Below are 19,945 nucleotides of genomic sequence, written 5' to 3'. Positions count from 1 at the left end.
GACCCTTTCGGTTGAATGTGCGTTGCCACAACCATATGGCCGCCCTTCAGCTTAGACGAGAGGAATGACGATGCGGCCATCCGGACGCGCCCCCGACCAGATGCGCGAACTGACGTTCGAGCCCGGCTTCACCGTTCATGCCGAAGGCAGCTGCCTCGTCAGCTTCGGCCAGACCCGCGTGCTGGTCACCGCCTCGGTCGAGGAGAAGGTACCGCCCTTCCTTCGCGGCAAAGGCCAAGGCTGGGTCACCGCCGAATATGGCATGCTGCCCCGCGCCACCCACACGCGCGGCAATCGCGAAGCCGCCAAGGGCAAGCAGTCGGGTCGCACGCAAGAAATCCAGCGGCTGATCGGCCGCTCCCTGCGCGCCGTGGTCGACCTGCCGAAGCTGGGCGAACGGCAGGTCATCGTCGACTGCGACGTCATCCAGGCCGACGGCGGCACCCGCACCGCCTCCATATCCGGCGCCTGGGTCGCACTGCGCATCGCCGTCGACAAATTGCTGGAGAAGAAGGCTCTCGTCGACGACCCGATCCGCACCCAGGTGGCTGCGGTCAGCTGCGGCATTCACAACGGCAATGCGGTGCTCGACCTCGATTATCTCGAGGATTCGACCGCCGGCAGTGACGGCAATTTCGTGCTGACGGCCGACGGCGCGATCGTCGAGGCGCAGCTGACGGCCGAGGGCGAGACGTTCGACGAGGAAGGGCTGCTTCGGCTGCTCCGCCTTGCCCGAATCGGCTGCGGCGACATTTTCGCTGCGCAGCTGAAGGCGACCGGCCGGTGAGGGAGATCGGCGACAAATTGGTCATCGCGACCCACAATTCGGGCAAGTTGCGCGAGATACGGGCGCTTCTGGCGCCGTTCGGGATCGAGTGCCTGAGCGCCGCCGACCTCGATCTCCCCTCGCCGGATGAGACCGGCGTCACCTTCGCCGACAATGCCGACCTCAAGGCGCGCTCTGCTGCGGATCTGAGCGGGCTTCCAGCGCTTTCCGACGACAGCGGCCTGTGCGTCGATGCGCTTGGCGGCCGCCCCGGCGTGTTCACCGCCAATTGGGCGGAGGACGAGGACGGCAACCGCGACTGGATGCGCGGAATGAGCAAGGTTTGGCAGGAACTCGACGCGCTTGGTCCCGAGGCTAGCCGCGACGCTCACTTCGCCTGCGCCTTGGCCATCGCCTGGCCCAACGACGGGCAGTGCGAGACGTTTGAAGGCCGGGTGGACGGTACCCTCGTCTGGCCGCCGCGCGGCGACAAAGGTTTCGGATATGACCCCATGTTCGCTGCAGCCGGCCGCGACGAGACGTTCGGCGAGATGGACCAGGACGAAAAGCACCGCATCAGCCACCGCGCCGACGCGTTCGCCAAGCTGGTGGCTGCCTTAGAGAAGTGACAACGCTCGTTCGTGCTAAGCAGAGCCGCGCGAGCGGCCTAGTCGAAGGGGGCTACCCGACGGACGCGGTGCACCGCCTTTCGACTTCGCTCAAGACGAACGGTGTTGTAGAGAATACTGACGCTCTTGCGCTCTACGTCCACTGGCCGTTCTGCGTCGCCAAATGCCCCTATTGCGACTTCAACAGCCATGTTCGCTCCAGCATTGATCAGGATTTGTGGCGCGCGGCCTTGCTTGCCGATCTCCGGCACGAAGCGGCTCTCCTGCCTGGACGACGGCTGACGTCCATCTTCTTCGGCGGCGGCACTCCCTCACTGATGGACCCCGCGACCGTGTCGGCCCTGATCGATGCCGCAACGGCCGCCTGGGCGCCGGCCGGCGATCTGGAGATTACGCTCGAGGCCAATCCCAACTCGGTCGAGGCGGATCGTTTTGCCGACCTGTCGGCGGCGGGCGTCAATCGCCTGTCGCTCGGCATTCAGAGCTTCAATGACAGGCAGCTCGGCTTCTTAGGCCGTGCCCACTCCGCCGACGAGGGCCGCCGCGCGCTGGCGATCGCGCAGGCGCAGTTCGGCCGGGTGAGCTTAGATCTCATCTACGCTCTTCCAGGCGAGACGGAGGATACGTGGGAGCGCCGCCTCGACGAGGCACTTGCCTTCGGCACCGATCACTTGTCGCTGTATGAGCTGACCATCGAGCCCGGCACCCGCTTCGCGGCGCTACATGCGGCGGGCAAGTTCGAGCCGCTCGACACCGAAATCGCCGCCGCAATGTTCGAGCATACGCAGCAACGCACCGCCGGCGCGGGCCTCCCTGCGTACGAGATCAGCAACCATGCGCGTGTCGGCCAGGAAAGCCGCCATAACCTCACCTACTGGCGTTACCGCGATTATACCGGTGTCGGGCCCGGTGCGCACGGCCGCCGGCTCGGCGCTCGAACCGTTCGCCACCGCAAGCCCGAAAACTTCCTGAAAGCAATCGATCGCAACGGCCACGGCATCGTCGAGGAGGCTGAAGTCACACCCTCCGAGGCGGCCGACGAGGCGCTGGTGATGGGCCTTCGCCTTGCCGAAGGCCTCGATGCGGACGCACTGGCCCAGCGGTTGCAGGTTCCAGCGCTCGTCGACTGGGCAGAGGTCGAGCGTCTCGTGGCAACGGGACATCTGGAGCGAGACGGCGGGCACATCCGGACCACGGCCGCGGGACGGCTGCTGCTCGACCATATCCTCGGCCGGATCGCGGCCTAGCTTGACGGTCCTACTGGACCTGCGGGCTCGGCCCGTTCAGCCTTTTGTACGTGCGGATGTCGGCGTCGAACGTGTCGTCGACCTCCATCTCGGCATCCTCGCTCGCCCGCGCCTTCGAAACACCGTTCTTGGTGTCGAATGCAACCAGTGCATTCTTGAGCTTGGACCCCGCCGGATCGCACGCAGCACGGACATAGTCCTTGTAGGCGTCGACCGTCACATTGTCGGCCTTGGCCTTGGCGCTTGCTTCCCTAATACAGGTGGCAAAGGCGCTTCTCGGCGCATTCACCGAGGCTTGCAGGCCGAGCAACGAAATGGCGGACGCCATCGTCAGTATGATCATCGCATCCTCTCCTCTCCCAAGGGACGTCGATGACCGGATGATGACTCTTTTCGACACGCTTTGAAAGCGCTTATTGAGGCGGCACTAATGGACGCTCCGCTAGCCCCCGGCCTCTATGTCGTGGCCACTCCGATCGGCAATCTGGGCGACCTCAGCCCGCGCGCCGCCGACGTGCTTCGCCGCGCCGATCTCATTCTGGCCGAAGACAAAAGAGTGACGGCCAAGCTGCTCGCACACGCCGGGTCGAAGGTGCGGATGCAGAACTACCACGACCATTCGAGCGAAGCGGACCGCGAAGCCATTCTGCAGCGTCTTGGCGACCAGGCGGTCGTGCTGGTCAGCGATGCGGGAACGCCGCTGATATCCGATCCTGGCTATAAGCTGGTCCGCGCAGCCCGCGCCGCCGGCCATGCAGTGCATACGGTACCAGGACCGGCAGCCTTGATCGCGGCGCTGACCTTGGCAGGACTGCCGACCGACCGTTTCCTTTTCGCTGGTTTCCTTCCGTCCAAGGCCAAGGCACGGGCCGACGCCGTGGCGGAGTTTGCAGGACTGCGCGCTTCGCTCGTTTTTTACGAGAGCGGGCCGCGACTCCGAGAGGCCCTTGCCGCCCTGAACCAAGGCCTGGCAGGGCGCGATGGAGCGGTGGTGCGGGAGATCACCAAGCTTCACGAGGAGTGCGTCACCGGCACCTTGGCGGAACTTGCCGAGCGATACCGCGACACGCCGCCAAAAGGAGAGATCGTGATCGTCGTCGGCCCGCCTCCCGAAGCAGAAGAGGCATCGGACGACGCCGTCGACACCGCTCTCGCCGAGGCGCTTGCCCGCTTGTCCCCATCCCGCGCCGCCGCCGAGGTCGCCGAGACCCTCGGCGTGCCGCGCAAGCGGGCCTATGCGCGGGCGCTGGAACTGGCGAAAAGTTGAAGCGGCGAGAGGCGGAGGATCGCGGCCGCCGCGCGGAACGGCTCGCGGCCTGGTGGCTCCGGCTCCACGGCTGGCGAATCCTTGCAACCCGCGCCCGGGTGCCGGGTGGCGAAGTCGACCTGGTCGCGCGGCGCGGCAAGGTGCTGGCCTTCATCGAGGTGAAGGCGCGCGCATCGCAGGACGCTGCCAATCTAGCGCTGGATGCCCACCGGCTGCGGCGCGTCGCGGTCGCGGCGGAGCGTCTTGCCCCGCGCTACATGCGTGAAGGTGACGATCTGCGTATCGATGCGATCTTCATTGTTCCCCGGCACTTTCCCCGTCACATGCCGAACGTCTGGCAAGGGTGACAAATGCATCTGTGCAGCCTAGCGGGTCGCCCATGACTCTGCGCGTTGCCGTCCAGATGGACCCGCTCGAAGGGATCGGGATCGCCGGCGATTCCACTTTCGCCCTGATGCTGAAGGCGCAGGAGCTCGGGCATAAGCTCCATCACTATCTCGTGGATGCCCTGACCTACCAGGACGGCCGCCTCTATGCCGGCTCTCATGAGGTGTTCGTTCAACGGGTCGAGGGCGATCACTTCCGATTGGGCGAGTTCAGGATCATCGACCTTGGCCGGGATGTCGACGTGGTGCTGATGCGCCAGGATCCGCCGTTCGATCTCGGCTACATCACCGCTACCCACCTGCTGGAGCGAATTCAGGGCGAGACACTGGTCGTCAACAATCCTGCCTCGGTCCGCAATGCACCCGAGAAATTATGGGTGCTCGACTTCGCCCGCTTCATGCCGCCGACCATGCTGACCCGCTCGGTCGGCGCCGCGCGCGAGTTTCTGAAGCAGCATCGGGAGGCGGTGCTGAAGCCGCTCCACGGCAACGCCGGCAAGGCGGTGTTCAAGATTGAGGAAGGCGGGGCCAACCTGTCGGCGCTGATGGAGATGTTCAATCTCACCTACCGCGAGCCACACGTGATCCAGGCGTTTCTTCCGGAGGTCACCGAGGGAGACAAGCGCATCGTTTTGGTCGATGGCGAATTCGCCGGTGCGATCAACCGCCGGCCGGGCGCAGGCGAAATCCGCTCCAACCTCGCGGCGGGCGGGACGGCTGAAGCCGCGGAGCTGACGGCCACCGAGCTGGAGATCTGCGAGGCGCTTGGCCCCGAGCTGAAGCGGCGTGGGCTTCTGTTCGTCGGCATCGACGTGATCGGTGGCAAGTGGCTGACGGAGATCAACGTCACCTCGCCGACCGGCATCGTCGCAATTGATCGTTTCAACGGCAGCGATGTCCCCGGCCTGATCTGGAGCGCCATCGACCGGCGGCTGTCGGATCATAGTAGAGAGGCCGTGTCCTGAGCGACTGGGTCGTCCGCCTGATCGAGCAATCGGGCTATCTCGGCATCGCCTTCCTGATGTTCCTGGAGACGGTGTTTCCGCCGGTTCCTTCGGAGGTCATCATGTCCGTTGCCGGCGTTGCGGCGGGGCAAGGCAAGCTGTCGTTAGCCCCGGTGATTGCATCGGGGACGGTAGGCGCAATGCTCGGCAACGTTGCATGGTACTGGGCCGCACGCGCACTCGGTACCGAGCGCTTCCACCGCTTCGTCGACCGTCATGGCAAATGGCTGACCATGGACTGGGCGGAGGTGCAGCGCGCCGAGCGCCACTTCGAGCATATGGGCGTGTTCTTCGTGATGATCGGCCGCGTGGTGCCGACCATCCGTTCGCTCGTCTCGATCCCGGCCGGGCTGCTGCGCATGTCCTTTCTGCCGTTCCTTGTCGCATCGACGATCGGGACGGCCGCATGGACTGCGATCCTCGCGTTTGCCGGCTACCAGCTGCAGAACAATGTCGCCGAGGTCGACAAGGTCATCGGGCCGATCTCCAACGCGGTCATCGTTGTCCTGGTCGTCGGCTATCTCTGGCGCCTGGTTCGCTTTCGTTTGAGACGAGGCGGCGACTAGCTCACGCCCGGGGATGGGCGTGACGGTAGACGTCCAGCAAGTGGGCCGCATCGACCGCTGTGTAGATCTGGGTCGACGACAGGCTTGCGTGACCCAGCAGCTCCTGAAGCGACCTCAGGTCCGCGCCGCGGGCTAGCAGGTGAGTCGCAAAACTATGCCGCAGCGCATGGGGGTCAGGCTGTCGGGCAGGCCCAGGCGGACCCTGGCAGCCCGGACTGCGCGGCGAACCAGGTCGGGGTTGAGCGGACCGCCCTTTGCACCGACGAACAAGGGGGACTCCCCACCGCGCGGATAGGGACATTGGCGCACGTAATCGGCGATCGCCTCGGCAACGGCAGGAAGCACCGGGACGATCCGCGTCTTCGATCTTTTGCCGGTGACTCGCAGGGTCGATGCCAGCGGCAGGTCCCGCGCGGTCAGGGACAGCGCCTCGGCAATGCGGAGGCCAGCGCCGTAGAGTAAGAGCAAGATGGCGAGATCGCGCGCGCCTATCCACGGCTCAGCCGCCGCTTCCGACGCGTCCTCGGCCAGTCCGATCGCGTCCGCCGGGGCGACTGGCCGCGGGAGGGTTCGCGGCCGCTTGGGCGCGCGGGTTCGCGGCAGCTGGGGCGTCGCACCGCTCTGCTCCGCGACAAATTTGAGGAATGCCCGAACCCCCGACAGCTCTCGCCCGGCCGAAGCAGCGCCGAGGCCCTCGGCCCGCCGCTGCGCGAGGAAGGCGCGCATGTCCGCGCTCGACAAAGTAGTGAGGTCGCCTCGCTCAACCGGCTTGCCGAGATGCTGCCCAAGAAAGACGAGGAAGCGGTGCGCGGTCGCCACGTACGCGCGAACGGTGTGCGGAGAGCGCCGGCGATCGTGCTGGAGGTAGACGGACCACTTCGCCGCGTCCGCAGCGGCAGGATGGGTCAGTCCGTCGCTTAGGCCTTTTGGGTTGGGTTGATCACGCACCGGCGGATCATAGCCGCAAGGCTGCGTCCTAGGAACATCAGCAATTCGGATCCGTGGCGCGCGTCGAGGCTAAGCTCCGTCCGCTGACCGATCACCAGCAACCCCGTCGGCAAGGGCGGGTCGCAGTCGATCCTGATCAACGCTTCCGCCCGGATGAGATCGCAGGCCGGGCCGAACAGAGGGTGGCCGCGCCCGACGGTGCGGAGGTCGACAGCCTCGATCTGGTCGATGGTACGCGCGAGTATCTGCGGGTCGACGTGCTGAACTCCGTTACCGTCCGCCCGGAACCCCTGGTCCCCGACAACCAGCGCCAGCGCCACGGCATCGAGGCCAAGGATCAGCGGCCATTCCTGAGTGACCACATGGAGCAGACCTTCGAAGCTTTCGGCCTCCATCGCGGCAAGCACCGCCTCGTGGATCGACGACACAGCGCCCGAGTGGCCACGGGCGAAGGCGATCAAGTCCTCGTTCGCCTCCTGCGCGGCGCCGAGCCGCTCCCGCAAGTGCGCCACGGCGCGCTCTTCGAACTGGATCACCCGTCCCATGGCGGCGATGCTACGCCGAAGCGGGTTAATTTCCTACAACTTGCGTCAAGGGCGCTTCACCACCGCCTGAGCCGTCAACGGCTGGTAAAGTCGCTGACGCCCAGGGTGATGATGGCCAACGCGATCGCGAACAGGAGCACGCCAATAATGACGGTCCTCGCCTCCCGCTCCGTCGAATAGGCACGAAGCGCTTTCTGGTTGGCGAGCGGCGGCGGCGGATCACGGCGGATCCTCGACACCTTGAGGTCCACCGTGCTCTTCGCTTGCTGCTGTTGGTCACGCTTGATCACGGCGCGGGTCTAACGCCGTGTGGTTTAAAGGCGGTTACCACGGCAGCCGAACCGCGCCTTAGATCTTCTGACCGGTCGCTTCCCAATCCTTGAGGAAGCCGGCGATGCCCCTTTCGGTCAGCGGATGCTTGTAGAGCTGGTGGATGATCTTCGGCGGCGCCGTCATCACATCGGCGCCAAGCCGTGCCGCTTCGAGGACGTGAACCGGGTGGCGCACCGATGCGACGAGGATTTCAGTTCGGAAATCGTAATTGTCGTAAATGGTGCGGATATCGGCGATCAGGCCCATGCCGTCGAAGCCGATATCGTCGTGACGACCGACGAAGGGCGAAATGAAGGTCGCGCCCGCCTTTGCCGCAAGCAGCGCCTGCACAGCCGAGAAGCAGAGGGTGACGTTGACCATGGTGCCGTCGTCGGTCAGCGCCTTGCACGTCTTGAGGCCAGCCGGGGTCAGCGGCACCTTGACCGCAATATTGTCGGCAATTTTCCGCAGGATCTCCGCCTCCCGCATCATGCCGTCGAAGTCGAGCGCGACCACTTCGGCCGAGACCGGCCCCGGGCAGATGCCCGCGATTTCGCGAGTTACCTCGATGAAGTCGCGCCCGGACTTGTGGATCAGCGACGGGTTGGTGGTGACGCCGTCGAGCAGACCGGTGTCGGCAAGTTCGCGAATGTCGGCGATTTCCGCAGTATCGGCAAAGAATTTCATGGTACTTCAGGACTCCCGTGGGCTGACCCGCAGCCCTTAGCGGGCGGCGTGCCCCACGTCATCCCGCTTAGCTGACCGCCAGGTAGACCCGCTTGGTCCTTACCAGCGTTATCGTCGGACCTGCGAAAAGAAGAAAATTCATCGGCCTCGTGTAAGTGACGCGAAGGTCATACCATTCGCTGAGCCCGGTCGTCGTGGTGCTGGTTGTTCCGCTCACCGGCATATCGACGACGAACGTTCCATCAGTTGGCCCGAACAATTCCGAGTTGATCTTCGACTGAACGTCGGCGGCGGTCGCGTAGTTGACCGTCCGCGTGGAGGTCGTGGTCACCGCTGGACTTCCGCTCGTCGTCGTGACCGTGACGTTTCGCCCCGTCGCGTACAAGGTCGCGAAGCGGGCACCTTCACCCAGGGCCCATTGCATGCCGGCATTGGCGAAGAACAGCAGCGCCAGCTGGAAGATGCCGTAAACCGTCGACGCCAGAATGGGCAGTGCAATGGCAGCTTCGATCGTCGAGGCGCCATTTTCGTGCCGAAGGATCTTGCGCCCAAGCTTCATTGGGTGCGCACTCCCGCTTCGCCAACAAGCGTGAAGGTCCCGTCCGAGTTGGCGCCAGGCCACACCCTGCTTGGGAACATCGGCGTATAAGTTTTGGTGATTCGCACTTCGATCCACCGCGCCTCGATGGCTCCGGTTGTGGAACAGGGATTGTTGTAGCTCGACTGGCGGACGCCGTCGCACTCCAGCCACCATTCCACGGTCGGGTTGCTTGCAGTGGCAGTAACCCCGGCAGCAGTCGCAGCCTCGGCCTTCATCGTGCTGAATGTGCTGGTGCTCGCCTGGTACTGCTGCACCTTCTCGACAGCCCGCTGCGCGGCCTGTTCGAGCTGCAGCTTCTCGGAAAAGGCACGGCTGAACTCCGCGATGCCGATAAGGAATGCCGCGAAGGTAGGCAGGATCAGGGCGAGTTCGATGACCGAAGTTCCGGACTCGCAACCGACAAAGTGACGAAGGCGCTTCATCGTCAGCCGACAAGCCGTACGCGACGGCCCTTGAACCTGTCCAACCAAGTAGACGGGCAGTTGTTGTCGATGGAGCTGTTGCCCGTGAAGGTCACCCTCTTGGCGGCGATCAGGAAGCATGTGGTGGTCATGCTCGCATTACCGTCCATCTTCAGGTTTGCGCGGGGCAAGTATACGGCGCCTTTAAGGGTCATGTTGGCGCCGCCGTTGATGGTGATATCGTTGTTGGCGGCTGCCCGGCGATCCTGATAAAACAGAATGCCGTTAAACGGATTTGTACTGCTGTCTGGAGCCGACAAATCCAGCTCCGCACCAGCATTGATGTTGATGGTGCCGATCGTGGGTGCCGAAGCTGTGCTTCGGTTGGTCAACACGAAGGTGCATCCGGCACAGCTGATGTCGGCGCCCGCATTCACGGTGAAATCACCGCCGTCGATGACGTAGGTCCCGGGCGACATCACGACCTTGCCCTTGATGGTCATGCCGCTGTAGCAACCCGGGGCCAGAGTCGTATCCTCCTGAGGACCGATATTCACGTTTGAGCAGGTGCCCGACGGCACCGGCGCAGCAACGGAAGCAAACGGGTCGGCCTGCGCCAGGGTGAACGGTTGAAGCACTGTTCCCGCACCCCAGTTGTCGCTCGCCGGGATCTGTCCCACCGCTGCCATCGGGTTTGCCGTCACGCTCGAATTGCCGGTGGCAACCGCCGCCTGGTCGTCGGGCGAGTTGGTGACCATCCCGCACCCCAGGTTCACCCGGGTGCTGCCTGTGGCGTTGATGCCGGTAACCGCTTCGGTCTCCAGGCTGACAACGCAATAGTCTCCGGAGGGAACCACCGTGGCTGTTGCATTGGCGGTGATCACCGGCACCGAAGACATGAAGTAGGAGGAAAAGCTCAGCTGCCTGCTGTAGGTCATCTGCACTCGGACCGCGTTCGCATCGGTAGCATAGGGCGCGAGCGGAGTCGGGTAAGTGATCGTCGGCGTCGTATCCAGATGGCTGTTGTGAATGAGGTCACGGGCAACAGCGGCGGCGCGCGTCTGCCCGCCGATGGCACCGTACACCGCAGCGATCGCCGCGGAGTCCGCCGTGCGCTGCAATTGACGCTTCCACAATGCCCACTGGATGGCGTCCACGCCCAAGCCGGCAGCACCCATCATCAGCGGCATGGAGGCGGCCGCAATCATGAGGGCGTTGCCGTCAACGTTCCGGACGAGCTTCTTCAGCCTAGAAATCATCGATTCAACCTCAGGAGTCCTAAGCGCATGAGGCGGGATTAGCTGGGTAAGGTATCCGAAGCGTTGAACCGCTTGGTTAAGGCCGCTTAACCTTCAGCACCTTGATGCTGCGTGTATTGTTACTATAATACAGTCGGAGTTCCCCTTGCGCTCGACTGATGTGGAAGCCAACGTGCGGAAAGGGACAGACGAAGAGGACGGCATGGCGAGCGAACCGGGAACCGAGACCAAGACCAAGCTGAAGCTGGACCCGCCCGAGGTTCTTCAGCCGGTGGCGCCCGCCGAAGCGGCCGGGCTGGTGCCGTTGAAGGCGGACGAGACCAGCGAGCTCGACCGCAAGGTCGCGACCTTTGTCGACGAGCTTGCAGCGCTAGACGCGAACAGCCCGGAGTTCGGCAAGAAGGTCGATCAGCTGACCGCCATGGGCCGAAAGGAGATTGCGGAGGCCGCGGGCGCATCCAACCGCTTCCTGGACCGGCCGGTGAAGGCGATCGACAGCGACACAGGCATCGGCGCCGACCTTGTCGAGCTTCGCCGCACGGTCGAGGATCTCGACCCCAAGGAGAACAGCAAGTCGCTGACCGGCAAGAAGTTACTCGGGATCATCCCGTTCGGCCGCAAGGTGAACAACTACTTCGACAAATACCGTTCGTCGCAAACCCACATCTCGGCGATCCTCGGCAGGCTTGCGAACGGCAAGGACGAGCTGCTGATGGACAATGCCGCCATCGACACCGAGCGCGCCGGCTTGTGGAAGACGATGCACAAGCTCGAGCAGATGATCCACATCTCCAAGGCGCTCGACAAGCAGCTCGAGGACAAGGCGACCGAGCTGGACGCAACCGAGCCGCAGAAGGCCAAGGCCATCCGCGAAAGCGCCCTCTTCTACACCCGCCAGCGCACCACCGACCTGCTGACGCAGATGGCGGTGACCGTGCAGGGCTATCTGGCGCTGGATCTCGTCAAGAAGAACAATGTCGAGCTGGTGAAGGGCGTCGACCGCGCGTCCACCACGACCGTGTCGGCACTGCGCACCGCAGTGACCGTGGCGCAGGCGATGACCAACCAGAAGCTGGTGCTGGAACAGATCACCTCTCTCAATACCACGACGGCGAACATCATCGACACGACGGGCGAGCTGCTGCGGACGCAGACAGGCGCGATCCATGAGCAGGCGGCGACCTCGACGATCCCCCTGGAGACGCTGCAGCGGGCGTTCCAGAACATCTACGACACGATGGATCAGATCGACACGTTCAAGCTGCAGGCGCTCGGCAACATGAAGCAGACCGTCGACACGCTGGGGCGCGAAGTTGAGAAATCGAAGGGCTATATCGCTCGCGCCGAGGGCGTGCAGCAGGGACGGCTGGAGGCGGCGCCTTCGCCCTTCACCCCGATTGAGAGCAAATGAGCGAGGATCCCCGCGTCAACCGGTCGCTAGAGCGGGTGGAGCGGGTGCTTCGCTCGCTTGACGAGCGCGACGGTCCGGCGCGGGCCGCGGCGAAACGCGAACGGAAGCGGCTGAATGCGGATCTCGGCCGTCGCGCCGCGCGGGTCGGGATCGCGGTCGGACTTGTCAGCCTGGTTACCATCATCGTGGGGCTGGTGATGCCGATCGGCATGTTCGGCTTCCTCGCGGCGGTCGGGCTGGCGATCGGGATTGCGGCGCTGCTTGCGTTCATGCCGACGAAGGATCGCGGCACGGCGCCCCCGGCCAAGGACCTGCCCAACGGTGAAATGGTCCAGCAGTTCGATTCCTACCTGTTCCGCAGCCGGCGCGCCCTCCCCGCCCCGGCACAGGCGGAAATCGACGCCATCAGTACCGGCCTGCCGTCGCTGAAGCAGACGCTGGATCGCCTCGATCCGATGGACCCGAACGCCCAGGACGCACGGCGCCTGATGTCCATTCACTTACCCGGCCTAATCGACCGCTACGTCAACGTGCCGCCGAATTACCGGCAAGAGCGCGACGGCGAGGACAAGACGGTCGACGAGCGGCTGGTCGAAGGGTTGGCCGCGGGCCGATCGGCGCTCCACGATATCGGCGAGAAGATCGCCCGCTCGGACATCGCCGCGCTGGAAACACAGGGCCGCTTCATCAAAACCCGCTACGGCGAGGAGCGGATCGAAGGCTAGGCGATCGCGCCAGCCGAACGAAGGCGACTCGCCGCCGCAGCGCTGATCCCAAGGTTCGTCAGCACCTCGTCGGTATGCTGTCCCAGTTGCGGGGGCGGCAGGTCGGACACTTCATGCTCCCCATCCATCCGCAAAGGCGATGCAACAAGCGGTACGCCAGCGATCGTTTGCACCATCGCGCGGTGCTGGACCTGAACGCTTCGGAGCGCCTGCGTCACGGAGTTGATCGGCCCTGCGGGAATGCCGGCGGCTTCCAACCTGGCGAGCCATTCGGATGCTGACCCCTTGGCGATCTCCGCCGAAATCAGGGGGACGATGTCGTGACGATTGGCGACGCGCGCTCCGTTACTCGCGAAGCGCTCATCCGCGGCCCATTCCGGATGGCCGCACAGCGCCGCCAGCCTGGCGAATTGGCCGTCATTGCCGACCGCGATGATGATCGGCTGATCGGCCGCTTCGAAGGGCTGATAGGGTACGATGTTCGGGTGGGTGTTGCCTTGCCGCGGCGGGTCCTTGCCGGAGACCAGGGCATTGGATGCCTGGTTGGCGAGCATTGCCAGTTGGGTGTCGAGAAGGGCCATGTCGATGTGGGCGCCCTCTCCCGTCTTCTCGCGTCGATAGAGCGCGGACAGGATGCCGGTGCAGGTGTAGAGGCCGGTAAACAGGTCGACGACCGCGACCCCGACCCGCATCGGCTCTGCGCCCGGGGTGCCGTCCGGCTGGCCAGTGATGCTCATCAACCCGCCCATCCCCTGGATGATGTAGTCGTAGCCGGCGCGGTCAGCGTAGGGCCCGTCCTGCCCGAAACCGGTGATAGAGGCGTAGATCAGTCGTGGGTTGGCGGTGCGGAGGCTCTCCGCGTCGAGGCCGTACTTCTTCAGCCCGCCGACACGGAAGTTCTCGACTACGACGTCGCATTGCGCCGCAAGCTGCCGCACTAGGGCAGCGCCGTCGGCTCTTGCTATGTCGATCGCGGCCGACTTCTTGCCCCGGTTTGCGCTTAGGAAATAGGCGGCCACGCGCGCATCGCCCTCGCCGTGCCAGGGCGGTCCCCAATGGCGAGTGTCGTCGCCGCTCACCGGCTTTTCGATCTTGATGACTTCGGCGCCGAGGTCGGCCAGCAGTTGCGTGCACCAGGGGCCGGCGAGCACGCGGCTAAGGTCAAGCACCTTGATGCCGTCGAGCGGCTTCATGCCGCCCGCCGCCAGGGCCGCCGGTCCGCCAGCATCGCCCGTGCCGCATTGTGACCGGGCGCGCCGGTGACCCCGCCGCCGGGGTGGGCACCCGAGCCGCAGAGATAAAGGCCTTTGAGCGGCATGCGGTAATCGGCATGGCCGACCATCGGGCGGGCGCTGAACAATTGGTCGAGACCCATCTTTCCGTGGAAGATGTCGCCGCCGATCAGGCCGAAGCGGCGCTCAAGGTCCAGCGGCGAATGGATCTGGCGGCCAATCACCGACGCCGCGAAGCCGGGTGCATGGGCGTCGACGGTTGCGACGACCGCATCCGCCGCTTCCTCTCGTTCTTCATCCCAGCTTCGCCCTCGACCGAGATCGTAGCGGAAATGTTGGCAAAAGAGGCTGGCGACATGCTTGCCCTTGGGCGCAAGGCTCGGGTCCAGCGTTGAGGGGATCAGCATTTCGATCACCGGGGTCTTGGACCAGCCTTCGGTCCGCGCGTCCAGATAGGCACGGTCCATGTAGCCAAGGCTCGGAGCGACGATGATCCCCCCGGTGAGGTGCTGACCCCGCTTCGGCAGGACCGTAAACTTCGGCAGTTCGGACAGCGCGACGTTCATGCGGAAGGTGGCGCTTTCGCACTTCCAGCCGTTCATGCGCGCGGCGATGTCCGCGCCTACCCCGTCTTTCGGCATCAGGCGGTCGAACAGCAGCTTCGGGTTGACGCCAGCCGCTACCTGACGGGCGCGCCAGGCCTTGCCGCCGGCAACAACGCCAAGTGCCCGCCCCTGTTCGACGATCAACTCCTCGACCGGCATCCCAAGAACGATGTCGGCGCCGGCCTCACGGCACGCCTTGGCCATGGCCTGTGTGATCGAGCCCATCCCCCGATTGCGTGACCCCAAGCGCCGGGAACCCCCGCCGCCTCGCCGAACAGATGGTGGAGCAGCACATAGGCGGTGCCCGGATCGTAGGGCGAGGCGAAGTTGCCGACGATGGCATCGAAGCCGAACAGCGCCTTCGCAAGGTCGCCCTGGAAAAAGCGGTCGAGAATTTCAGCGGCGCTGCGGGTCGCAAAGTCGTGAACGATGCGCGCTTCTTCGACCGACAGCCCCCGGAGGTCGCGGCCGAGTTGTACAAGGGCCGGAAGGCCTGACAGGCCGCCGCCCACCTCCGGCGGAGCTTTCAGCAGCCATTTGCGGATCAGCGGCACCACGGCTTCGAGTTGCTTGACGTAACGGTCGTAGCCCTCCGCGTCCGCCTTGACGTGGCGGCCGATCTCCTTGCGGGTGAGGCCGTTGCGGCCCGACAGCAGATAGCCGTCCTCCGCCGGCAGGAAATTGTCGGTCTTGCGCAGCACGACCTTCAGCCCATGCCGTTCCAGCTCCATGTCGCGTATGACCTTGGGCTGAAGCAGGCTCACGGTGTAGCTTGCCGCCGAGTTGCGAAAGCCGGGGAGGAACTCGTCGGTAACCGCGGTACCGCCGACCGTTTGCGCGGCTTCGAGGATTGCGACCTTGAGACCACGCTTGGCCAGGTAGTAAGCGCAAACCAGCCCATTGTGGCCGGCGCCGATGACGACCGCATCGTGCATCAGCGCATCAGCACTAGCTCTTCCGCCATGGTCGGGTGGAGGGCGACGACCGCGTCGAAGTCGGACTTCTTGAGCTTGGCCTTCACCGCGATCGCCGCCGCCTGGAGGATTTCGGGCGCGTCCGGGCCGATCATGTGGATGCCGACGATCTGCTCATGCTCGCCTTCGACCACCAGCTTGTAGAGCGAGCGCTCGTTGCGGCCGGCGAGCACATTTTTCATCGGACGGAAGTCGGAGGTGTAAACCTTGACGTCGCCGAGCCGGTTGCGGGCCTGCCCCTCGGTTAGACCGACCGAGGCCAGCGGCGGATGGCTGAACACCGCGCTCGGGATGCAGTCATAGTCGACGGTGCGCGGACTGTTACCGAACTTGGTGTCGGCGAACGCATGGCCCTCGCGGATGGCGACGGGCGTCAGCTGCACCCGGTCGGTGACGTCGCCTACCGCGTAGATCGAGGGAACCGAGGTCCGGTTATACTCGTCGACCTTGATGGCGCCTCGCTCCCCGAGCTCCACACCGACGTCCGCACAGCCCAACCCTTCGGAGTTGGGGATGCGGCCGATGGCGAACAGCACCGCATCGGCATGGATATCGTCGCAGCCCTTCATGGTCAGGTTCAGCGATCCGTCCTCACGTTTTTCGATCCGCTCGAAGGTCGAGTTGAAGCGGAAGTCGATGCCCTTTTTGATCGAGATCTGCATCAGGCGGTCGACCACCTGCTGATCGTAGCCGCGCAGCAGCACATCCGACCGATTGACGATGGTGACGTGGCTTCCGAATTGGTGGAACACACCCGCAAACTCGTTGGCGATATAGCCGCCCCCGGCGATGACCATGCGCCGCGGCACCGCCTCCAGGTTGAACGCTTCGTTGGATGTGATCGCATGTTCGATGCCCTCGATCTCGGGCAACTGTGGCCGGGCGCCGGTGGCGATCAGGATGGTTCCGGCCGTGACCGTCTCGCCGGAGGCGAGTTGGACCGAGTTGGGTCCGGTAAGCACCGCGCGCTCGCGGACGACCTCGACCTTATAGTTGCTCAGCGTTTCGCCATATTTGACCTCGAGATCGTCGACGGCCGCGAGAACACTGTCGCGCAGCACCGGCCAGTCGAAGCGCTTCGTCGGCACGTCCCAGCCGAACATGGTCGCGTCCTCGAGGTCCTCGGCAAAGTGGGCGCCGTAGACCAGCAATTTTTTAGGCACGCAGCCGCGGATGACGCAGGTGCCGCCGACGCGGAATTCCTCTGCAACCGCGACCCTGGCGCCGTGAGCGGCGGAGACACGGGCGGCACGGACGCCACCGGACCCGGCCCCGATGACGAACAGGTCGTAGTCGAAGCTCATACCTCTGCTCGCTCCATCAGCGCCTTGGTCGACGGATCGAACTCACCGCCACCCTCGTTCAGGCTGTTGGCGATCTGCTTGCCGAGCTCCACGCCGAACTGATCGAACGGGTTGATCCCCAGCAGCACCGCATTGGCGAACGTCCGATGCTCATAGAAGGCGAGCAAGGCGCCAAGCGTACGGGCATCGAGGCGGTCGAGCAGGATGGTCGCGCTCGGGCGGTTGCCGGCATAGCTGCGCTGCGGGTCGTCGCTCTGCTTGCCCTGCATCAGTGCCGCGCCCTGCGCAAAGCAGTTGAGCAACAATTGGCGGTGATGCTCGGGATCCTGACTGTCCTCGCTCTCCCGTGAGGCGACGAATTCCACCGGCACCGCAGTCGTGCCCTGGTGGAGCAGCTGAAACACCGCATGTTGAGCGTCGGTCCCGGTCCCTCCCCACGTCACTGGCGCGGTCGGCCGGTCGAGCGGACTGCCGTCGCGTGTCACCGACTTGCCGTTCGATTCCATCTCCAGCTGCTGAAGATAGTCCGGCAGCAGCCGAAGCCGCTCGTCATAGGCGAATACCGCGCGCGACTGGCACTTCAGCCGCTGGGTATAGAGCAGGTCGGCGAAGGCGGCGATCATCGGCACGTTCTTGGCCGGCTCAGTGAAGCGGAAGTGGCGGTCCATCTCCGCCGCGCCCTCCAGCAATTCTTCGAACGCCTGCCATCCCAGCGAGAGCGCCGCCGACACCCCGACCGCGCTCCACAGCGAGTAGCGACCGCCGACGCCTTCGGCGAACTGAAGAATGCGCGTCTCGTCAATGCCCTGCTTCACCGCATTGTCCGGCTGGGCGGTGACGGCGACCAGCCGTCCTTCCGGGTCGTCGACGCCGTTGTCACGCAGCCAGTCCAGCGCGGCATTCATGTTGGAGAGCGTCTCGGCGGTGGTGAAGGTCTTGGAGACGACCACGATCAGGGTGGTATGCGGGTCGAGGTCGGCGACGGCATCATCCACTGCCTGCCCGTCGACGTTGGACAGGAAACGGACGTCCAGCCCACGTGCGTTCCGGCCGAGCGCATCGACAAGGAGGGCCGGGCCAAGCACCGATCCGCCGATGCCAATGTGAAGAATGCCCGTCAGTTCACCGAAAGCCTCGCCCTCGACTGCGTCGACGAGGGCGCGGACGCGCTCGCGCCGGGCAGCGGCGACGTCGACCGCCTCCGCGCTGCCGTTGCCACGTTCGGCGACATGCTCCGCCGGACGTCCCTCGCTCGGATTGACGATGCCGCCGGTGAAGAGCTGCTCCCGCGCCTCATCGATCCCGGCCTCATTCGCGAGCTTGGCGAAGCCTTCGACCAGGCCGGCATCGAGGTGAGTCTTGGACCAGTCGAAGTATACGCCGCCAAGCTCGAACGACAGATGCGACAACCGATCCGGCTGATCGGCGAAGAGGTGGGAAAGCGGGCGGACGGGGTGATTGTCGATGGTGGTCCAGGCGGCTTGGGTCATGGCTGCGCCTCATACCCCCGGCCTCGCCAAATGCCATCCCCGCTTGACGGCCAAGCGGCGGCCCGAAAGAAGCGGGCGATGACCGATACTGCTTCCAACACCCCGGCTCCAGGCTCGCCGCGAACCGGAACGACGAAGAAGGAAGGCGGGCTGATCCGCTTCTTCCTCGGGGTGGCGCTGATCGCCTGGGTGGTACGAAGCCTGTTCCTGGCGACCTTTTACATTCCGTCGGGTTCAATGCTGCCGACGCTCTACATTGGTGATTATCTGTTCGTCGCCAAGTGGCCGTACGGCTATTCCAAGTACAGCTTCCCGCTGCAGTTCCCGCCCTTCGATGGCCGGGTGCTCGGACGCTTGCCAAAGCGCGGCGACGTGATCGTTTTCCGGCATCCGGTTCAGGACGCCGACCTTATCAAGCGGGTGATCGGACTACCTGGCGACACCATCGAGGTTCGCGGCGGTCAGCTGATCCTGAACGGCGCACCCGTTTCCAAGAAGCCATTGCCCGCGGCGTCGGTCCCCGTCAGCCTCAACAGTCCGTGCCGGCAAGCCTTGTCGGTGGGCGGCATGCAAGAAGCGCAACTGGGGGCGCAGTGCAGCTACCCGGCCTTCCTCGAGACCCTTCCCGATGGTCCGGGCTATACGGTTCTCGATCAAGGCAATAGTCCGGCCGACGACTTTCCGGCCATCACCGTCCCGCAGGGCAATCTGTTCGTCATGGGCGACAATCGGGACGACAGCGCCGACAGCCGTTTTTCGCCCGTAAGCGGCGGCGTCGGCTTCCTGCCCATCGATCATGTCATCGGCCGAGCCTTGGTTACCGTATGGTCGACCGACGGCAGCGCATCCTACTGGAAGCCGTGGACCTGGTTCAGCGCCCTTCGCGGCAGCCGGATGGGCAACGGCTACACCGGGCAGGCCGAATGAACTCGGTCGACCAGTTCGTGCGCGAGGCGTTGGGCCATCAGCCGCGCGACCTCCACCTGTTCGAGCGCGCCCTCACCCATTCGAGCGCCAACAGCCGCGAAAGCTATGAGCGGCTCGAATTTCTGGGCGACCGCGTTCTCGGACTGGTGATCGCGCGCTGGCTCTACGACAGCTACGCGCAGGAGCCGGAAGGCCAATTGTCGAAGCGGTATAACGCGCTGGTCAATCGCGAGAGCTGCGCCGACGTGGGGCGGCAGATCGGCCTGCCAGCGCTGATTCGCCTAGGAAAGCAAGCTCGTGAGGATGGCGCGAACCGCAGCGACAATGTCGTCGGCGACGTGGTCGAGGCACTGCTGGGCGCGCTTCTGATCGACGGGGGGATGGAGGTTGCCGAGGCCTTCGTCCGCCGCAACTGGGCGGACGCCATCCAGCATCAGGGGCGTGCCCCGCAGCACCCCAAGTCGCAGCTTCAGGAACTCGCCGCCGCGCGCGACCTCAAGGCTCCAGCATATGAGGTAGTGGGGCGCTCAGGCGCGCATCATGCCCCGGTGTTCACCGTCAAGGTGTCGGTCAAAGGCCTCGGTGAGGCGCAGGCGGACGGCGGTTCGAAGCAGGACGCTGAAACCGCGGCGGCTGCAGCTTTGTTGGGCCAATTATGA

The 19,945-nt window shown here is 64.8% G+C and carries 21 protein-coding genes and 2 pseudogenes; 11 read left to right on the top strand and 12 right to left on the bottom strand.

The window, feature by feature from the left end:
- The first annotated feature begins 70 nt into the window (after positions 1–70).
- The 3 genes from rph (at position 71) to hemW (ending at position 2,642) form a co-directional block, all read left to right on the top strand.
- Complete coding sequence (gene rph, locus G7077_RS12070) at positions 71–787, top strand: ribonuclease PH (RefSeq protein WP_166412470.1); 717 nt, start codon at positions 71–73, stop codon at positions 785–787.
- Entirely contained in the window at positions 784–1,395 is a 612-nt protein-coding gene (gene rdgB, locus G7077_RS12065; protein ID WP_246167184.1) for an RdgB/HAM1 family non-canonical purine NTP pyrophosphatase, read from the top strand. Before rph ends, rdgB begins: the two co-directional genes overlap by 4 nt.
- Before the next feature lie 68 nt (positions 1,396–1,463).
- Positions 1,464–2,642 (top strand): radical SAM family heme chaperone HemW, encoded by a 1,179-nt coding sequence (hemW, locus tag G7077_RS12060; protein WP_166412469.1) that lies wholly within the window; start codon positions 1,464–1,466, stop codon positions 2,640–2,642.
- Positions 2,643–2,652: 10 nt separating this feature from the next.
- Here hemW and G7077_RS12055 read toward each other — a convergent pair whose 3' ends face one another.
- Complete coding sequence (locus tag G7077_RS12055) at positions 2,653–2,985, bottom strand: hypothetical protein (protein ID WP_166411922.1); 333 nt, start codon at positions 2,983–2,985, stop codon at positions 2,653–2,655.
- An 87-nt stretch (positions 2,986–3,072) separates the two neighbouring features.
- Here G7077_RS12055 and rsmI point away from each other — a divergent pair, with 87 nt between their 5' ends.
- The 4 genes from rsmI (at position 3,073) to G7077_RS12035 (ending at position 5,865) form a co-directional block, all read left to right on the top strand.
- Complete coding sequence (gene rsmI / locus G7077_RS12050) at positions 3,073–3,909, top strand: 16S rRNA (cytidine(1402)-2'-O)-methyltransferase (protein WP_166411921.1); 837 nt, start codon at positions 3,073–3,075, stop codon at positions 3,907–3,909.
- Positions 3,906–4,256: a YraN family protein gene (locus tag G7077_RS12045; protein WP_166411920.1), complete on the top strand. Its 351-nt coding sequence runs from the start codon at positions 3,906–3,908 to the stop codon at positions 4,254–4,256. The genes rsmI and G7077_RS12045 overlap by 4 nt, the downstream gene beginning before the upstream one ends.
- Positions 4,257–4,288: 32 nt before the next feature.
- A complete protein-coding gene (gshB, locus tag G7077_RS12040) occupies positions 4,289–5,260 on the top strand; it encodes a glutathione synthase (RefSeq protein WP_166411919.1) in 972 nt (323 codons plus the stop codon).
- Between the two features lie 101 nt (positions 5,261–5,361).
- Positions 5,362–5,865 carry a DedA family protein gene (locus G7077_RS12035; protein ID WP_246167182.1) on the top strand — a complete coding sequence of 168 codons (504 nt, stop codon included), beginning with the start codon at positions 5,362–5,364 and terminating at the stop codon, positions 5,863–5,865.
- Position 5,866: 1 nt separating this feature from the next.
- On the opposite strand, the pseudogene G7077_RS12030 reads toward G7077_RS12035, so the two are convergent.
- The 7 genes and pseudogenes from G7077_RS12030 to G7077_RS12000 all read right to left on the bottom strand — a co-directional run bounded on the left by G7077_RS12030 (position 5,867) and on the right by G7077_RS12000 (position 10,618).
- A pseudogene (locus tag G7077_RS12030) lies at positions 5,867–6,774 on the bottom strand (tyrosine recombinase XerC).
- A gap of 8 nt (positions 6,775–6,782) precedes the next feature.
- Positions 6,783–7,358, bottom strand: coding sequence for a DUF484 family protein (locus tag G7077_RS12025; protein ID WP_166411918.1), 576 nt, complete (start codon positions 7,356–7,358; stop codon positions 6,783–6,785).
- 74 nt (positions 7,359–7,432) lie between these two features.
- The gene (locus G7077_RS12020; RefSeq protein ID WP_166411917.1) at positions 7,433–7,648 is read right to left on the bottom strand and encodes a hypothetical protein; all 216 of its coding nucleotides are present in this window, start codon (positions 7,646–7,648) and stop codon (positions 7,433–7,435) included.
- Positions 7,649–7,706: 58 nt separating this feature from the next.
- A complete protein-coding gene (fsa, locus tag G7077_RS12015) occupies positions 7,707–8,357 on the bottom strand; it encodes a fructose-6-phosphate aldolase (RefSeq protein ID WP_166411916.1) in 651 nt (216 codons plus the stop codon).
- Positions 8,358–8,424: 67 nt separating this feature from the next.
- The gene (locus G7077_RS12010) at positions 8,425–8,916 is read right to left on the bottom strand and encodes a TadE/TadG family type IV pilus assembly protein (RefSeq protein ID WP_166411915.1); all 492 of its coding nucleotides are present in this window, start codon (positions 8,914–8,916) and stop codon (positions 8,425–8,427) included.
- Positions 8,913–9,380, bottom strand: coding sequence for a TadE/TadG family type IV pilus assembly protein (locus G7077_RS12005; protein ID WP_166411914.1), 468 nt, complete (start codon positions 9,378–9,380; stop codon positions 8,913–8,915). The genes G7077_RS12010 and G7077_RS12005 overlap by 4 nt, the downstream gene beginning before the upstream one ends.
- 2 nt (positions 9,381–9,382) lie before the next feature.
- Complete coding sequence (locus G7077_RS12000) at positions 9,383–10,618, bottom strand: pilus assembly protein TadG-related protein (RefSeq protein WP_166411913.1); 1,236 nt, start codon at positions 10,616–10,618, stop codon at positions 9,383–9,385.
- A 202-nt stretch (positions 10,619–10,820) separates the two neighbouring features.
- On the opposite strand from G7077_RS12000, the gene G7077_RS11995 reads away from it, so the two are divergent.
- Both G7077_RS11995 and G7077_RS11990 read left to right on the top strand, forming a co-directional pair.
- Positions 10,821–12,029 carry a toxic anion resistance protein gene (locus G7077_RS11995; protein ID WP_166411912.1) on the top strand — a complete coding sequence of 403 codons (1,209 nt, stop codon included), beginning with the start codon at positions 10,821–10,823 and terminating at the stop codon, positions 12,027–12,029.
- The gene (locus G7077_RS11990; RefSeq protein ID WP_166411911.1) at positions 12,026–12,754 is read left to right on the top strand and encodes a hypothetical protein; all 729 of its coding nucleotides are present in this window, start codon (positions 12,026–12,028) and stop codon (positions 12,752–12,754) included. Before G7077_RS11995 ends, G7077_RS11990 begins: the two co-directional genes overlap by 4 nt.
- Here the strand turns inward: G7077_RS11990 and G7077_RS11985 are convergent.
- The 4 genes and pseudogenes from G7077_RS11985 to pgi all read right to left on the bottom strand — a co-directional run bounded on the left by G7077_RS11985 (position 12,751) and on the right by pgi (position 18,359).
- A complete protein-coding gene (locus G7077_RS11985) occupies positions 12,751–13,947 on the bottom strand; it encodes a CaiB/BaiF CoA transferase family protein (RefSeq protein ID WP_166411910.1) in 1,197 nt (398 codons plus the stop codon). The two genes, G7077_RS11990 and G7077_RS11985, sit on opposite strands and share 4 nt — an antisense overlap.
- Positions 13,944–15,526, bottom strand: a pseudogene (locus G7077_RS11980) (phytoene desaturase family protein). Before G7077_RS11980 ends, G7077_RS11985 begins: the two are co-directional and overlap by 4 nt.
- Positions 15,526–16,869: a glutathione-disulfide reductase gene (gorA, locus tag G7077_RS11975; RefSeq protein ID WP_166411909.1), complete on the bottom strand. Its 1,344-nt coding sequence runs from the start codon at positions 16,867–16,869 to the stop codon at positions 15,526–15,528. The pseudogene G7077_RS11980 and the gene gorA overlap by 1 nt, the downstream one beginning before the upstream one ends.
- The gene (pgi, locus tag G7077_RS11970) at positions 16,866–18,359 is read right to left on the bottom strand and encodes a glucose-6-phosphate isomerase (RefSeq protein WP_166411908.1); all 1,494 of its coding nucleotides are present in this window, start codon (positions 18,357–18,359) and stop codon (positions 16,866–16,868) included. Before pgi ends, gorA begins: the two co-directional genes overlap by 4 nt.
- A 78-nt stretch (positions 18,360–18,437) precedes the next feature.
- On the opposite strand from pgi, the gene lepB reads away from it, so the two are divergent.
- Complete coding sequence (gene lepB, locus G7077_RS11965) at positions 18,438–19,286, top strand: signal peptidase I (protein ID WP_166411907.1); 849 nt, start codon at positions 18,438–18,440, stop codon at positions 19,284–19,286.
- Positions 19,283–19,945: a ribonuclease III gene (gene rnc / locus G7077_RS11960; protein WP_166411906.1), complete on the top strand. Its 663-nt coding sequence runs from the start codon at positions 19,283–19,285 to the stop codon at positions 19,943–19,945. The genes lepB and rnc overlap by 4 nt, the downstream gene beginning before the upstream one ends.

It is taken from the genome of Sphingomonas piscis, from assembly GCF_011300455.1.
GTDB classification, from domain to species: Bacteria; Pseudomonadota; Alphaproteobacteria; order Sphingomonadales; family Sphingomonadaceae; genus Sphingomicrobium; species Sphingomicrobium piscis.
The sequence above is the reverse complement of the archived record's forward strand: the minus strand, read 5'-3'. Positions and strand labels throughout refer to the sequence as shown.